The organism is Streptomyces incarnatus (assembly GCF_001027185.1).
GTDB classification, from domain to species: domain Bacteria; phylum Actinomycetota; class Actinomycetes; order Streptomycetales; family Streptomycetaceae; genus Streptomyces; species Streptomyces puniciscabiei.
Map to the genome: position 1 here is coordinate 6,248,306 of NZ_CP011497.1, position 13,849 is coordinate 6,262,154.

14 protein-coding genes and 1 riboswitch are annotated in these 13,849 nt (G+C 73.2%); of the genes, 8 read left to right on the top strand and 6 right to left on the bottom strand.

What is annotated here, in order from left to right; all coding sequences use genetic code 11:
- Together thiS and thiO are read right to left on the bottom strand one after the other, a co-directional pair.
- Nucleotides 1-219: a sulfur carrier protein ThiS gene (thiS, locus tag ABB07_RS28235; protein WP_208901346.1), complete on the bottom strand. Its 219-nt coding sequence runs from the start codon at nucleotides 217-219 to the stop codon at nucleotides 1-3.
- The gene (gene thiO, locus ABB07_RS28240) at nucleotides 216-1,382 is read right to left on the bottom strand and encodes a glycine oxidase ThiO (RefSeq protein WP_208901347.1); all 1,167 of its coding nucleotides are present in this window, start codon (nucleotides 1,380-1,382) and stop codon (nucleotides 216-218) included. The genes thiS and thiO overlap by 4 nt, the downstream gene beginning before the upstream one ends.
- Nucleotides 1,380-1,491, bottom strand: a riboswitch (TPP riboswitch). (Overlaps the previous gene by 3 nt.)
- A 53-nt stretch (nucleotides 1,492-1,544) precedes the next feature.
- Between thiO and ABB07_RS28245 the strand changes: the two genes are divergently transcribed.
- The 6 genes from ABB07_RS28245 to ABB07_RS28270 all read left to right on the top strand — a co-directional run bounded on the left by ABB07_RS28245 (nucleotide 1,545) and on the right by ABB07_RS28270 (nucleotide 6,445).
- Complete coding sequence (locus tag ABB07_RS28245) at nucleotides 1,545-1,895, top strand: avidin-fold protein (RefSeq protein ID WP_208901348.1); 351 nt, start codon at nucleotides 1,545-1,547, stop codon at nucleotides 1,893-1,895.
- A gap of 32 nt (nucleotides 1,896-1,927) precedes the next feature.
- Nucleotides 1,928-3,160: an NAD(P)/FAD-dependent oxidoreductase gene (locus tag ABB07_RS28250; protein WP_208901349.1), complete on the top strand. Its 1,233-nt coding sequence runs from the start codon at nucleotides 1,928-1,930 to the stop codon at nucleotides 3,158-3,160.
- 102 nt (nucleotides 3,161-3,262) lie between these two features.
- On the top strand, nucleotides 3,263-3,628 hold the full coding sequence (locus tag ABB07_RS28255) for an Rv2175c family DNA-binding protein (RefSeq protein WP_055707421.1): 366 nt from the start codon (nucleotides 3,263-3,265) through the stop codon (nucleotides 3,626-3,628).
- Nucleotides 3,629-3,722: 94 nt separating this feature from the next.
- Entirely contained in the window at nucleotides 3,723-4,370 is a 648-nt protein-coding gene (gene thiE, locus ABB07_RS28260; protein WP_208901350.1) for a thiamine phosphate synthase, read from the top strand.
- 156 nt (nucleotides 4,371-4,526) lie between these two features.
- Nucleotides 4,527-5,450: a methylenetetrahydrofolate reductase [NAD(P)H] gene (gene metF / locus ABB07_RS28265; RefSeq protein ID WP_208901351.1), complete on the top strand. Its 924-nt coding sequence runs from the start codon at nucleotides 4,527-4,529 to the stop codon at nucleotides 5,448-5,450.
- A 56-nt stretch (nucleotides 5,451-5,506) separates the two neighbouring features.
- Complete coding sequence (locus tag ABB07_RS28270) at nucleotides 5,507-6,445, top strand: SCO2102 family sporulation regulator (protein ID WP_208901352.1); 939 nt, start codon at nucleotides 5,507-5,509, stop codon at nucleotides 6,443-6,445.
- A 33-nt stretch (nucleotides 6,446-6,478) separates the two neighbouring features.
- Here the strand turns inward: ABB07_RS28270 and ABB07_RS28275 are convergent, their stop codons facing one another.
- The 4 genes from ABB07_RS28275 to ABB07_RS28290 all read right to left on the bottom strand — a co-directional run bounded on the left by ABB07_RS28275 (nucleotide 6,479) and on the right by ABB07_RS28290 (nucleotide 12,127).
- Nucleotides 6,479-7,990 carry a phytoene desaturase family protein gene (locus tag ABB07_RS28275; protein ID WP_208901353.1) on the bottom strand — a complete coding sequence of 504 codons (1,512 nt, stop codon included), beginning with the start codon at nucleotides 7,988-7,990 and terminating at the stop codon, nucleotides 6,479-6,481.
- 393 nt (nucleotides 7,991-8,383) lie between these two features.
- Entirely contained in the window at nucleotides 8,384-9,013 is a 630-nt protein-coding gene (locus tag ABB07_RS28280) for a TetR/AcrR family transcriptional regulator (RefSeq protein ID WP_208901354.1), read from the bottom strand.
- A 47-nt stretch (nucleotides 9,014-9,060) separates the two neighbouring features.
- Entirely contained in the window at nucleotides 9,061-11,145 is a 2,085-nt protein-coding gene (locus tag ABB07_RS28285; RefSeq protein WP_208901355.1) for a YhgE/Pip domain-containing protein, read from the bottom strand.
- Nucleotides 11,132-12,127 carry an ATP-binding cassette domain-containing protein gene (locus tag ABB07_RS28290; RefSeq protein WP_208901356.1) on the bottom strand — a complete coding sequence of 332 codons (996 nt, stop codon included), beginning with the start codon at nucleotides 12,125-12,127 and terminating at the stop codon, nucleotides 11,132-11,134. The genes ABB07_RS28285 and ABB07_RS28290 overlap by 14 nt, the downstream gene beginning before the upstream one ends.
- A gap of 177 nt (nucleotides 12,128-12,304) precedes the next feature.
- Between ABB07_RS28290 and ABB07_RS28295 the strand changes: the two genes are divergently transcribed.
- Nucleotides 12,305-12,874, top strand: a complete 570-nt coding sequence (locus ABB07_RS28295; RefSeq protein WP_208901357.1) for an SAV_6107 family HEPN domain-containing protein — start codon at nucleotides 12,305-12,307, stop codon at nucleotides 12,872-12,874.
- Between the two features lie 131 nt (nucleotides 12,875-13,005).
- Complete coding sequence (locus ABB07_RS28300; protein ID WP_208901358.1) at nucleotides 13,006-13,776, top strand: methyltransferase; 771 nt, start codon at nucleotides 13,006-13,008, stop codon at nucleotides 13,774-13,776.
- The last annotated feature ends 73 nt before the right edge of the window (nucleotides 13,777-13,849 follow it).

Sequence of the window (13,849 nt, forward strand, 5' to 3'; positions counted from 1 at the left end):
TCAGCCTCCCTGGACCGCGGTGAGGACCTCGACCCGGTCGCCCTCGGCCAGCGCCGTGGAGGCCCACTGCGCGCGCGGGACGACGGTCTCGTTGACGGCGGCGGCCACCCCGGAGGGCGCCGCGACCAGCGACCGTACGACGGCGTCGAGAGCCGTACCCGGAACGATCTCCCGGCGCTCTCCGTTGACGGAGATGGAAACGGTGACGGAGGTGCTCATGCTGGCTGCTCCATGAGGACGGCGGCGGCACCGAAGCGCCGCGGGGTGAACGGACGGGCCTCTTCCGGCAGTTCGCCGTCGGCCAGCAGCCGGGCCAGGACATCGCCGGTGACCGGTGTGAGCAGCACCCCGTTGCGGTAGTGCCCGGTGGCCAGCAGCAGCCCGTCGAGCCCGGACGGGCCGAGCAGCGGCGCGTTGTCGGGGGAGCCGGGGCGCAGCCCGGCCCGGGTCTCGGTGAGCGGCAGTTCGGTGATGCCCGGCACCAGCTCATGGGCGTCGCGCAGCAGCTCGTACACCCCGCCCGCGGTGACGGTCGTGTCCCAGCCCAGCTCCTCGCTGGTCGCGCCGACGACCAGCTCGCCGTTCTCGCGGGGCACCAGATAGACGTGGCTGCCGCGGACCACGGCCCGCACGGTCCGGCTGAGGAACGGCGCGTACCGGCGCGGCACCGTCAGCCGCAGCACCTGCCCCTTGACCGGCCGTACCGGCGGCAGCAGCGCCTCCGGCACGCCCGCGAGCCGTCCGCTCATGCTTCCGGCGGCGAGCACCACCTGCCCGGCGCGCAGCCCGGTGCCGTCCGCGGTGGTGACCCCGGCGGCCCGGTCCCGTACGACGTCCAGCCGCTCGGCCCACGCGCGATGGAAGGTGACGCCGGTCCGCTCGCACGCGGCCACCAGCGCCGCCGCGAGCCGCCGCGGATCGATCTGGTGGTCGCCGTCGACCCGCAGCCCGCCGCGCACCCCGGGCGCCAGCATCGGCTCCAGACGCCGGCACTCCCGCCCGGACAGCCACACCGAGTCCAGACCGCAGCGCTGCTGGAGGGTGTGCAGTTCGCGCAGGTGGGCGCGGTCGTCGGCGTCGAGCGCGACCGCGAGGGTGCCGCAGCGTCGGTAGCCGAGGTCATGGCCGGTCAGCTCGGTCAGCTCGGCCGCGAAGTCCGGGTAGCGGCGGGCCGATTCCACGTTCAGGGCGAGCAGTTGCTCCTCGCCGTAGTGCAGTTCGGTGACCGCGGCCAGCATCCCGGCCGCGACCCGCGCGGCCCCGCCGCCGGGCTCGGGGTCCACCACGGCCGCGCTGAGCCCGCGCTGCGCCGCGCGCCAGGCCGTGACCAGGCCGATGATTCCGCCCCCGATGACGAGGACGTCGGACGTACGTGACGACATGGGCGTCCAGCCCCTCCCTTCGCCGGCATGACCCGGATCAGGTTCGTACGGTCGGAGGCCGCCAGCCTCCCTCTCAGCCCGGTGCGTCCGGGCTCCCGCGAGTGCTTGTACGGTGGCCACCCTAGCCCGCCCCGCTCGTCACCCGTAAGGGAGCCCCTGCCCGTGGCCCGGTCGCTCGACGGACTGATCCTCGCCCCCGTGGCGGACCAAGCCCCAGGTCAGGTGGGTACCCGCACCCGGTTCACGTACCACGAGAAGGACGGCGAGATCTGGGCCGAGTACGCGGGCGGCGATGTCGTACGCGGCCATCTGGTCGGCACCCGGGAGGGTGACCGGCTGGACTTCCGCTACGTGCAGCTGAAGACCGACGGGACGACCGCCTCGGGGCACTGCGTGTCCACGGTGGTGGAGTTGCCGGACGGGCGGGTGCGGCTGGAGGAGACCTGGGAGTGGGAGTCCCGGGCGGGCGCCGGTACGAGCGTTGTGGAACAGCTCACCGGGCACGCCCGCTGACTGACGCGTTGTCACGTGTCTATGGTGATCGGGTGAGCGAGCAGACAGCGCAAGGGGGCACGTCAGCGGGGCGGCGCGTGGTCGTCGCCGGTGCGGGCATGGCCGGGGTGCAGACCGCGGTCGCGCTGCGGGAACAGGGCTTCAAGGGCCCCGTCACCGTGATCGGCGCGGAGCCGCACCAGCCGTACGACAGGCCGCCGCTGTCGAAGGCCGTGCTGCTCGGCAAGGCCGAGGACTCCGCCTTCGACGTGGACTTCGAGTCCCTCGGCGTCGACCTGCGGCTCGGCTGCGAGGCGCTGGGCCTGCGCCCGGCCGAGCACGAGCTGGACACCGAGCAGGGCCCGGTGCCGTACGACGTCCTGGTCCTCGCCACCGGTGCCGAGCCGATCACCCTGCCCGGTACCGAGGGCGTGCCCGGCGTGCATCTGCTGCGCACCCTGGACGACGCCGAACGGTTGCGGCCGGTGCTCGCCCGGCAGCACGAGATCGTGGTCGTCGGGGCCGGCTGGATCGGCGCCGAGTTCGCCACGGCCGCCCGCGAGGCCGGCTGCGCGGTGACCGTGGTGGAGGCCGCCGACCGTCCGCTCGCCGGCGCCCTGCCCGCCGAGGTCGCCGCGCCCATGGCCGCCTGGTACGCCGACGCGGGCGCCGATCTGCGCACCCACGCGCGCGTGGAGCGCGTCGAGCCCGGCGCGGTGCTCCTCGCCGACGGCACCCGGCTGGCCGCGGGCGCCGTCGTCGTCGGCATCGGCGCCCGCCCCGCCACGGCCTGGCTGGCCGGCTCCGGCGTCGCGCTGGGCCCGCACGGGGACGTCCTCGCCGACGACCGGCTCCGCACCTCCGTCGAGGACGTGTACGCCGTCGGCGACTGCGCCTCCTTCCCCTCCGCCCGGTACGGCGAACGGCTGCTCGTCCACCACTGGGACAACGCCCTGCAGGGGCCGCGCACGGTCGCGGCGAACATCCTCGGCGAGACTCCCGCCCTCTACGACCCGGTGCCCTACTTCTGGTCCGAGCAGTTCGGCCGCTTCGTGCAGTACGCCGGCCACCACGCCGCCGCCGACCGCATGGTCCGGCGCGGCGACCTTCAGGGCCCGGCCTGGACGGTCTGCTGGCTCCGCGAGGACCACCTGGTGGCCCTCCTGGCCGTCGGCCGCCCGCGTGATCTGGCCCAGGGCCGCCGACTGATCGAGGCGGGGCGCCGCATGGACGCGGAGGCCTTGGCGGACCCGGCAAAGCCCCTGAAGGACTCCACGGCTGACTAGCGCCCCGAAGGGGCGCGGGGAACTGCGCGACCAGCCACGACGGCGCGGCACCGAACCGCGACCCATCGCGGCCGAACCAGCGGAGCGCCTACGCTTGGTCTCGTGACCGAGATTGACGCAAAGATCGATGCTCTCGTCCCCGCCTGGCTCACCCTCCCCGACATCGCCGAACAGCTCGGCGTCGAGGTGACGCGTGTGCGGCAGCTGGTCAAGGAGGGCCAGCTCATCGCCGTACGCCGGGGTGAGAACCGCGCGCTGCACGTCCCCGCCGCCTTCATCGACGGGGACAAGGTCGTCAAGGGCCTGTCCGGCACCCTGACGCTCCTGCGGGACGACGGCTTCACGGTCGAAGAGATGATCGAGTGGCTCTTCACCCCCGACCCGACCCTGCCCGGCACTCCCGCGCAGGCCCTGAGCGAGAATCGCGGCACGGAGGTGAAGCGCCGCGCCCAGGCGCTCGCCGTCTGAGCCGAACCGCACCACGAGGGGTGGCGTGCGGGCTGCCGCGCTCGCACGCCACCCGACGAAAAAGCCAGGGACACCGATCAGGGGGGACCCACGTATGTCCGACACCGCACGCGCCGCGCTCGCCGACGCCCGGCTCTACCTCTGCACGGACGCGCGCACGCGCCAGGGCGACCTTCCCGAGTTCCTGGACGCGGTCCTGGCCGGCGGTGTCGACATCGTGCAGCTGCGCGACAAGGGCCTGGAGGCCGCCGAGGAGCTGGCGCACCTGGAGGTCTTCGCGGACGCCTGCGCCCGGCACGGAAAGCTCCTCGCGGTGAACGACCGCGCGGACGTCGCCCACGCCGCCCGCGCCGATGTGCTGCACCTCGGCCAGGGCGATCTGCCGGTGCCCGCGGCGCGCGCGATCCTCGGCGACGAGGTGCTGATCGGCCGCTCCACGCATGCCGAGTCCGAGGCCGCCGCGGCCGCCGCGCAGGACGGCGTGGACTACTTCTGCACCGGCCCCTGCTGGCCCACCCCCACCAAGCCGGGCCGTCCCGCGCCCGGCCTCGACCTGGTGCGGTACACGGCCGGCCTGGGCACCGACCGCCCCTGGTTCGCGATCGGCGGCATCGACCTGACCAACCTCGACGAGGTGCTGGACGCGGGCGCCCGCCGGGTGGTCGTGGTCCGTGCGATCACCGAGGCCGGTGATCCGGGAGCGGCGGCGGCCGAGTTCGCGAAGCGGCTGCGGCAGGGTTAGCGGCGGGTTGGCGGCGGGTTGGCGGCACCCTCGTCCAGCTCTTCGCCGAAGGCTCATGTCCAAGGTTTTGTCCAAGGGGTGGACAGGAAAGCGACAATTCGGGCAAATCTCAGTCGTCCGGTTGGGGGACCGCCCACCCCTGGCTAACCTGCGGGTATGGCCCTCGGAACCCCATCCACCAGGACTGATCGCGCACGCACCGTGCGCGACATGCTCGCCACCGGAAAGACGACGTACTCGTTCGAGTTCTCGGCGCCGAAGACCCCGAAGGGCGAGCGGAACCTGTGGAGCGCGCTCCGTCGGGTCGAGGCCGTCGCGCCCGACTTCGTCTCCGTGACCTACGGGGCCGGGGGTTCCACCCGGGCCGGCACGGTCAAGGAGACCCAGCAGATCGTCGCCGACACCACGCTCACCCCGGTCGCCCACCTCACCGCGGTCGACCACTCCATCGCGGAACTGCGCAACATCATCGGCCAGTACGCCGACGCCGGGATCCGCAACATGCTCGCCGTGCGCGGCGACCCGCCCGGCGACCCGATGGGCGACTGGGTCCCGCACCCCACGGGCCTGACCTACGCGGCCGAACTCGTCCGGCTCATCAAGGAGTCGGGCGACTTCTGCGTGGGAGTTGCCGCGTTCCCGGAGATGCACCCCCGCTCCACGGACTGGGACACCGACGTCACCCACTTCGTGGACAAGTGCCGTGCGGGCGCCGACTACGCCATCACACAGATGTTCTTCCAGCCGGAGTCGTATCTCCGGCTGCGCGACCGCGTGGCGGCCGCGGGCTGTGACACCCCCGTGATCCCCGAGGTCCTGCCTGTCACCAGCGTGAAGATGCTGGAACGGTTGCCCAGACTCAGCAACGCCGTCTTTCCGGACGCCCTGAAAGAGCGGATCCTCACAGCGAAGGACGATCCGGCGGCGGTACGCTCCATCGGTATCGACTTCGCCACGGAGTTCTGCGCTCGGCTGCTCGCCGAGGGAGTGCCCGGACTGCACTTCATCACGCTCAACAACTCCACGGCGACCCTGGAAATCTACGAGAACCTGGGCCTGCACCACCCCCCGCAGGCCTAGACCGGCCGCACCGCGATACGACACACTGCGTAGCGGTCACTGGGAGAGGGGCGTACATGGGCTGGACGGTCCTCTACATCGCGTTCGGCATCGTCGCACTGTGGTTGCTGGGCGAGGTGCTGCTGCAGTACAAGGCGCGCCTGCGCTGGCGGCTGCTGGCGTTCGCCGGCTTCCTCGGGGTCGTGTTCGGCGTGCTCATGCCGTCCGTGATCGTGATCGGCGTCGGCGCCATCGCCTTCGCGATCGGCCAGACCTACGTCACGCTGTCGTTCCGCCGTGGCTTCGCCGCCGGCTGGGCGGTCAAGCGCCCCGACGCCGGGGCCGAGACCGCGGGCGGCAGCAAGCGCCGCCGCGGCAGGGCCGACCGGCACGACCCGGCGCTGGAGGGCGCCGACCCGGACCTCGTCGCCCCGGAGGACGACCGGGACGCCGACCAGGCCGGCTACGGCCAGGGGCACGGCGACTACGACGACTACGACCGCGACGACGTCTTCACCCCGGCCGGCCGTCCGGCCACGGAGCCCACCGCGGCCGAGACCACCACCGTCTACGAGCCGCAGCCCATCCCCGAGGACACCGGCTCCTACGGCGTCTACGGCGACACCGCCTACGCGGGCGCCACCCAGACCCAGGGCACCGAGCAGCAGGCCTACGCCTACGACTACTCGGGCTACGGCCAGCAGGGCTACGGCTACGACACCGGCCAGCAGGGCTACGCCAACTACTCCGACCCGTACATCGGCAGCCAGTCCTACGACGGTGCCTCGTACGACACCACCGGCTACTCCGGTCAGTACGCCCAGCAGGGCTACTCCCAGGCCCCGTACGGCGGCGGCTACGGCGAGACGCCGGCGGCCGGGGTGTGGGTGCCGCAGCAGCGCACCGACGAGACGTACGGCGGCGAACTCCCGCAGGAGCAGCCGTACCCGTACCAGAACCAGAGGCAGGCGCAGCAGCAGCCCGGTACCGGGTACGACGAGCAGTACCGTTTCTGAAGCCGTACGCCGCTCATGCGGCCCGGGCTCGGCTCACTGGGAGCCGCGGAAGCCCGGGCCCTCCACGATCAGCCCCGCCACCAGCGCCCCCGACATGCCCGCGTGCGGCAGGCCGCCCCCCGGGTGGGACCAGCCACCGACCCGGTACAGACCGGGCAGCCGTGTGGTGTTCGACGGGTGCAGGAAACGCCCCTGGCCGGCGGCGAGGGAGGGGGCCGGCACCGCGCCGAGGAAGGCGCTCGTCTCGTCGTCGGTGTCGTCGGGTGTGCGCACCTCCTGCCACAGGACGCGGTCCCGCAGGCCCGGTATCGCGGCCTCGGCCGCTTCGAGGAGATGTTCCGTGTACAGCCGGAGCACGCCCTCCTCCTCCCAGTCGAGGGTGCTCGGCACCACCGCGGACAGCACCACGGACTCGTGCCCGTCGTCCGGTCTGAGCGCGGGGTCGTCCGGGCGCAGCACGGTCACCGTGGGCGGCGGCGGCTCGTCCCCCTTCGCCGAGTCCAGGAAGTCCAGCTCGGACTCCGGGTCCGGCGCGTGGACGACCGTGCGGTGCGCGGCACCGGTCTCGCGCGCGCCGCGCAGGGCCAGCAGCACGACGAACCGCCCCGGACCGGTCCTGAACGGATCGGCCCGCACATCCCCGCGCCCGTCCAGCGGAGGGTCCGTCATCTCCATCAGCCGCGCCGGGTCCACGTCCGCCACGACGTGGTCCGCCTCGGCCACCGTGCCGTCCATCAGCTCCACGCCCGTGGCCCGGCCCTCCTTGTCCAGGATGCTCAGGACCTCCGCGCCGAAGACGAACTCCACCCGCCGCCGCACACAGCGCTCGTACACCGCGCGCGCCAACTCCCGGATGCCGCCGCGGACATACCAGGTGCCGAAGGCGTGCTCCATGTAGGGCAGGACGGCCGCGCTCGCCGGAGCGGTCCGCGGATCGAGGCCGTGGGCGAGCGCGGAGCTCGTCAGCAGGGCCGCGAGGCGCTCGTCGCGCAGCTCCCAGGCGCCGATCTCGGACAGCGTGCTCGCGCGCCGCGTGCGCAGCAGCCGCTTGTGCGGGACGGCCGGATACGGCTCCTTGTCCGCCAGTACGTGCCAGTTGGGCCACAGCGGCTCCTCCAGCAGCGGCCTGCGGGTGCGGTCCCAGGCCTCGCGGGCCCGCACCAGGAAGTCACCCCAGCGCTCGCCCGCGCCCCCGCCCAGCGCCTCGTCCAGGGCCGCGACCACGCCCGCGCGCGAGGCGTTCGGCAGCGCGGCCTCGGTGCCGTCCGGGAACAGGTGCCGCGAGGACGGATCGACCTGGACCAGCTCGACGCAGTCCTCCAGCGGCTCCTTGCCGGTCTTGACGAACAGATCGCGGTACACCGCGGGCAGCGTCAGCAGACCGGGGCCGGTGTCGAAGCCGAACCCGTCCCGCTCGAAGCGGCGCACCGCACCGCCGTACGTGTCCGTCCGCTCGTACACCACCACCCGGTGGCCCGCGACGGCCAGCCGGGCGGCGGCCGCCATCGCGCCCATCCCGGCGCCGATCACCGCAATCCGTGCCATGCCTGCGACTTTATCGACCGCCACTGACAATCCGGCCGGTGGGAGGTGGGCGCGGACGCGATCGTGACCGGGCGGTGGGCCCGAGGCGTGGGCACGCGTGCGTACGGCTGAGTATCCGTACCTAGGCGGGGAGATGAGTACGCGCGCGGATGGGCCGCGGCCTGTGCGGACGGGACAGTGGAGGCACGGCAAGGGGGCGCGGCCCGGCACCGCCGGCACGGGGCGGCGGAACGGCGCCCGCCACCCGGCCGCTCCTTCCGCCGATCCGTCGGCGGAAGCGAGCCGGGGGACCCGGGGACGACCACCACGGGGGACCACAGGGGGAGTACGGGGGAGTACGGGGGAGTGGGAGGGCGCCGGTCCGGCAGCGGAACGGCGCCCTCCTCATGCCGCTCAGCCCTTTCCGCTCACGCGTCCCTGGAGCAGCCGGGACAGGGCCGCGTGGACGTCGTCCAGGGAGCGTTCCGGCTGGAAGGACTTCCAGTCCAGCGCGGCCACCAGAACCATGCCGACCAGCGCGGCCGCCGTCAGCTGGACATCGATCTCGTCGCTGAACTCGCCGGCCGCCACGCCCTCCCGCAGCACCCCCTCGACCACCGCGACGGCCTCCTGCCGGACCACCATCAGGGTGGACTGCCAGGCCCGGTTGGTGCGCCACAGCTCGGCCACGTACAGCTGGGTGAAGGCCGGATAGCGGTCGATGAAGACCAGGCCCGCGCGGACCATCGCGTCGAGGGCGTCCACCTTGCCGCCGCCCGCCCGCGCGGTCTGCTCCGCCGCCTCCTTGAGCGAGGCGGTGAGCAGGCCCACCCCGTGCCGCAGCAGCTCCTCGAAGAGGACCGACTTGCTCGCGAAGTTGTAGTAGACCGTGCCCTTCGCGACCCCGGCCCGCTCCGCGATCTCGTCCACCGTGGTCGCGGAGAAGCCCTGCTCGGCGATGAGCGTGACGGCCGCCTCGTAGAGCTTCTGCCGGGTGGCCTCCCGGCGCGTGCTGCCGCCGGACCTGGTGCTGCTGCTTTCCATGGCCCTGATTCTCACAGGTACGCGCGCGTGCGAGGCCCCCGCCTGGTTCACAGGCTCAGCTCCGGGTGCAGCCGGTCCAGTGTCCACACCTGGCGGCGCCGGGCCGCGAGAGCGGTCAGCGCGAGCGCGCCCGCGGTGAACGCCGTCAGCACACCGCACGCCTGCCAGACCGGGCCCAGCCCACCGCCGGTGATCAGCCGGCGCAGCGCCTCCACGATGTAGCTCATCGGCAGGAACGGGTGGATCGCGTTGAAGAAGTGCGGGCTGGTCTGCACCGGGTAGGTGCCGCCCGCCGAGGTCAGCTGGAGCATCAGCAGCGCCAGCACCAGGATCCGGCCGGCCGCGCCGAACCGGGCGTTCAGCCACTGCACGATCGCCGCGAAGCAGGCGGTGACCAGGCACAGGAAGCCGATCGTGCCGGCCGCGCGGAGCATCTGCAGACCGATCCCCCAGTGCAGGACGGCCATCAGCGCGGCCACCTGCAGCACGCCGACGGCGACCACCGGCAACCAGCCCGCGAGCGCGATCCGCCAGGCCGGCGAACCGGCCGCCAGGGCACGCCGGTTGAGCGGCGGGATCAGCATGTAGGCGACCATCGCGCCCACCCACAGGGACAGCGGGATGAAGTACGGGGCGAACCCGGTGCCGTAGTTCGGCGCCTTGTGCAGGTCGTGGGAGGCCAGCTGGACCGGGTCGGCCATCACGCCGGTGCGCCGGTCGCGGTCCTTCTTGCCGTAGTCCGGGATCTTCTTCGCGCCGTCGTGCAGTCCGCCCGCGAGCTGCCCGGAGCCGTCGGACAGCTTGTACAGGCCGCCGTTCAGGGTCGTGGCGCCCGACGCGGCCGTGCCGATGCCCTTGTCCAGCGTGGTCGCGCCGGTCTGCGCGGTACCGAGCCCGGTGTGCAGCTTCTTGGCGCCGTCGGCGACCTTCTGTGCGCCGGTGTTCAGCTTGTTGATCTTCTTGACGGCGTCGTCGACGTCCTCGTAGAGGTGCGGCGCGCGCTTTTCGAGGGCCGTGGCCTGCTTCTGGAGGGTGCCGAGGTTGTCCCGCATCGTCTTCAGGTCGCCGTCCTGGTCCGCGATCAGCGTGTTGAGGTCGTCGGCGACGGTGGCCACGTCGGCGGCGGCCTTCCTGGCCCGCTTCAGGTCCGGGCAGACCGGGTCGGGGAGGGGCGCGTTCTCGCAGTGGGTGCGGTAGACCTCGTCGAGGACGGCGGAGCCGGCGTGGGCGGTCTTCGCCGCGCCGGGGGCCAGCTTCACCAGGACGTCGAGGTTGTCCTTGACGGTCCTGGCCGAGTCGGCGACCAGCTTGGCGGTGTCCCCGATGGTCTTCTCGTTGTCCTTCAGATAGGGGCCGGTCTCGCCGTACACGCCGTTGACCTTGTCGGCGAGGGCCTGGGTGCCGTCGGCTACCTGCCGGGACCCGTCCTGGAGGGCACCGGCGCCCGTGTTCAGCTTCGTCAGTCCCGTGGCGAGCTTGCCGCTGCCGGTCTTGGCGTCCCTGAGCCCGTCGGCGAGGTCCTTGGAGCCCTTCTCCGCCTTGCCGATGCCGGTGTTCAGCTTGTCGGCGCCCTCGGCGGCCGTGACGGTCTTGTCGTGGATGTCGGAGAACGAGACGAAGATCTTGTCCAGGAAGGTGCGGGAGGCCTTGGTGGAGGCGGCCGTGCGGACCTCGTTGAAGACGGTCCGGGAGATCTGGCCGACGATGTAGTTGTTCGCGTCGTTGGTGCGCACCTGCAGGGCGCCGGTCTCCGGGGAGTCGCCGGAACTGGACGCGATCCGCCGGCTGAGGTCGGCCGGCATGGTCAGCGACAGGTAGTACGTGCCGTTCTCGACACCCTCGCGGGCCTCCCGCTCGCTCACCTCGTGCCACTCGAAGGTCCGGCTGTCGCGCAGCCCGTCCACGATGTCGTCACCGGCGGTGATCCGCTTCCCGCCCGCGGTGGCGCCCTTGTCGTCGTTCACCAGGGCCACCGGGATGCGGTCCAGGCGGCCGTACGGGTCCCAGAAGGACCACAGGTACAGGGCGCCGTAGAGCAGCGGCAGCACGAGCAGCGCGACCAGGGCGGCGCGCGGCAGCCGCCCGCGCCCGAAGCGCCTCAGCTCGAGTACGGCCAGCCTAGGCGAGCGCATCGACGTCCTCCTTCGGATCGCTCTTCTCGCCCGGGCCGCCCTTCTCGCCCGGATCGCTCTTCTCGCCCGGATCGCCCTTCTCGCCCGGACCGCTCTTCTCGCGCGGGCCGCCCTGCTCGCTCGCGTCGCCCGTGCCGGCCCGCGCCCCGGCTCCCTTTGCGTCGCCCGTGCCGGCCCGCGCCCCCGCTTCCTTTGCGTCGCCCGTGCCCTCCTGGGCCCCGGCTTGCTTCTCCTCGCCCATGCCGGCCTCCGCTCCGGCTTCCTTGCCGCCGGTGCCGGGCTCCGCCGCGGTGTGCCTCGGCCCGGTCGGTACGACGACGCAGTCGCCGGGTGCCGCGCGGCAGACGGCCGCCACCGTCGTCCCCGCGCGCGTGAGCGAGCGCAGCAGCTCCCACAACTCGGCGCGCTCGGCGTCGGAGAGCTTGGTGTCGAGGTCGTCGACACCGAGCAGTGCGGGCCTGCCGAGCAGGGCCAGGGCGATGGACAGGCGCAGTTCCTGGGGCCGCTCCAGGTCGCGCACGGCCGTCCGGGAGCCCTTCGGCAGCGTTTCCAGGTCGAGCCCGGCGGCGGCCAGGGCCGCGTCGACACGCAGCCGTGCCTCGTGCACGCGCTGGGTGCGCGGGCGCAGCAGTTCGCGCAGGGAGTCGCCGAAGCGGCTCTGCAGCAGGGCCCGTTCGCGCAGGTGCTCGCCGACGGTGAGGGCCGGCTCCAGGTCGGTCACCCCGGCCACGTTGGCCACCGCGCTGACGCGGCGCAGCCGGGCCGTCTGCCGGGGGAGTTTGAAACCTCCGACGGTGGCGACTCCCTCGGTGGGCTTCATCCGTCCGCTGAGTGCGAGCAGCAGACACGTGCGGCCCGAGCCGGACGGTCCCTCGATCGCGATGAGTGAGCCGGGCTCCGCGTCGAGGGTGACGCCGCGGAAGGCCCACCCCCGAGGCCCCTTGAGCCCGAGGCCCTCGGCCCTGACGTGCACGCCGTCCACAAGTCCCCCTGCCCCTTCGGTATGCGAACCGTGTTTTTGAACTGACTGGTCAGTGCAAAAATACGCCCGAACCTACGATCGAGGCAAAACCCCAGGTCAGAACGGATTGTCAGTGCCATACCTCACGATGGGCACATACGGCACCTGTGCCGTCACCCAGACGACAGGAGGTTCGTCATGGCCAATCCGTCCGCAGCAGCCGCACGCCGGCGCCGCGCCACCGGCCCTGCCCCCTCACTGACCGGCCCGGCGAGCGATGTGCACCCCGTGCTCCGCCGGGCCACGGCCCCGCCCGCCGCCCTCGACCTGCTCGCCCGGGCCCGGGCCGCACTGGACGAGGCCACCGTCCTGGAAGCGCCGAACGAGCGCTATGCGACGGCCCACCTCGCCGCCCTGCGCACCGCCGCCGCCGTGCTCGCCGCCCGTGGCCGCCCCGAGCCTTCCCCACGCCGCCGCGCCCGGATCCGCAGCGCCTGGGAGGTACTGCCCGAGATCACCCCCGAACTGACCGAGTGGAGCGCGCTGTTCGCCTCCGGCGCCGCCCGCCGGGCCCGCGCCGAGGCCGGCATCCAGGGCGCGGCGAGCCGCCGCGACGCCGACGACCTGATACGGGACGTGGCGATGTTCCTGCGCATCGTCGAGCGGATGCTCGTCCTCCAGCCGGTCCTGCCCCAGCCCCGCCAGGACCCCGGGGACCCGGACGGCCCGAGGGGGAGAGCGCGCGGCGACCTTCCGGACGCGGGCTGACCACGGGGAAGTCCGCCGTGCGAGACGCGGCGGCCGTACCCGCCCGCGGTGACCCGGTACGGCAGCGGAGGCAATAGGGTGGACGACGACTGAAGCCTTCAGCCTTCCGCCCTGCCGAGGAGTCAACTGCCGTGTCGGACCCGAGCCGCCCCCGCGCCTCCCTGCGTACCGCCGTGGTCTGGGAGGTCCTCCAGGACGCCCTCGACCGCCGCGTCAAGGCCACGGGCCGGGATGCGCTGGACGTCCTCGACACCGGAGGCGGCAGCGGCAACTTCGCCGTGCCCGTCGCCCGGCTCGGCCACCGGGTGACCGTCGTCGACCCCAGCCCGAACGCGCTGTTCGCGCTGGAGCGCCGGGCCGCCGAGGCGGGTGTCGCCGAGCGGGTCCGGGGCGTCCAGGGCGATGCGCACGGCCTGTTCGACGTGGTCGAGCGCGGAGGCTACGACGTCGTGCTGTGCCATGGCGTCCTGGAGTACGTGGACGACCCGGCCGAGGGCGTCCGCAACGCCGTCGCCGCGCTGCGCTCCGAGGGCATCCTCAGCCTGCTCGCCGCCGGACTCGGCGGCGCCGTGCTCGCCCGCGCCCTCGCCGGGCACTTCACGGAGGCCCGGCAGGCGCTGCAGGACCCCGAGGGCCGCTGGGGCGTCGGCGACCCGATGCCGCGCCGGTTCACGGCCGGACAGCTCACCGCGCTGGTGGAGGCCGCGGGGCTCAGGGTCGGCGCCGTGCACGGCGTGCGGGTCTTCGCCGACCTGGTCCCCGGCGTCCTCGTGGACACCGAGCCCGGTGCCCTGGACGCGCTCCTGAAGCTGGAGGCCGCGGCGGCCGAGCTGCCCGCGTTCCACTCCGTCGCCACCCAGCTGCACGTGCTCGGTGAGACGCCGGGTGCCGCCGAGGTCTGAGCCGACGACCGTGACCCGCCGCTGATCAGGGCCTGGGCAGCGGATGGAGTACGCCACAAGCCCCCCGATCGAG

Bases quoted from the DNA above. Each gene is read 5' to 3' on its own strand.
- thiS (WP_208901346.1), bottom strand. From the start codon at position 219: ATGAGCACCTCCGTCACCGTTTCCATCTCCGTCAACGGAGAGCGCCGG.
- thiO (WP_208901347.1), bottom strand. From the start codon at position 1,382: ATGTCGTCACGTACGTCCGACGTCCTCGTCATCGGGGGCGGAATCATC.
- thiE (WP_208901350.1), top strand. From the start codon at position 3,723: ATGTCCGACACCGCACGCGCCGCGCTCGCCGACGCCCGGCTCTACCTC.
- metF (WP_208901351.1), top strand. From the start codon at position 4,527: ATGGCCCTCGGAACCCCATCCACCAGGACTGATCGCGCACGCACCGTG.
- ABB07_RS28270 (WP_208901352.1), top strand. From the start codon at position 5,507: ATGGGCTGGACGGTCCTCTACATCGCGTTCGGCATCGTCGCACTGTGG.
- ABB07_RS28275 (WP_208901353.1), bottom strand. From the start codon at position 7,990: ATGGCACGGATTGCGGTGATCGGCGCCGGGATGGGCGCGATGGCGGCC.
- ABB07_RS28280 (WP_208901354.1), bottom strand. From the start codon at position 9,013: ATGGAAAGCAGCAGCACCAGGTCCGGCGGCAGCACGCGCCGGGAGGCC.
- ABB07_RS28285 (WP_208901355.1), bottom strand. From the start codon at position 11,145: ATGCGCTCGCCTAGGCTGGCCGTACTCGAGCTGAGGCGCTTCGGGCGC.
- ABB07_RS28295 (WP_208901357.1), top strand. From the start codon at position 12,305: ATGGCCAATCCGTCCGCAGCAGCCGCACGCCGGCGCCGCGCCACCGGC.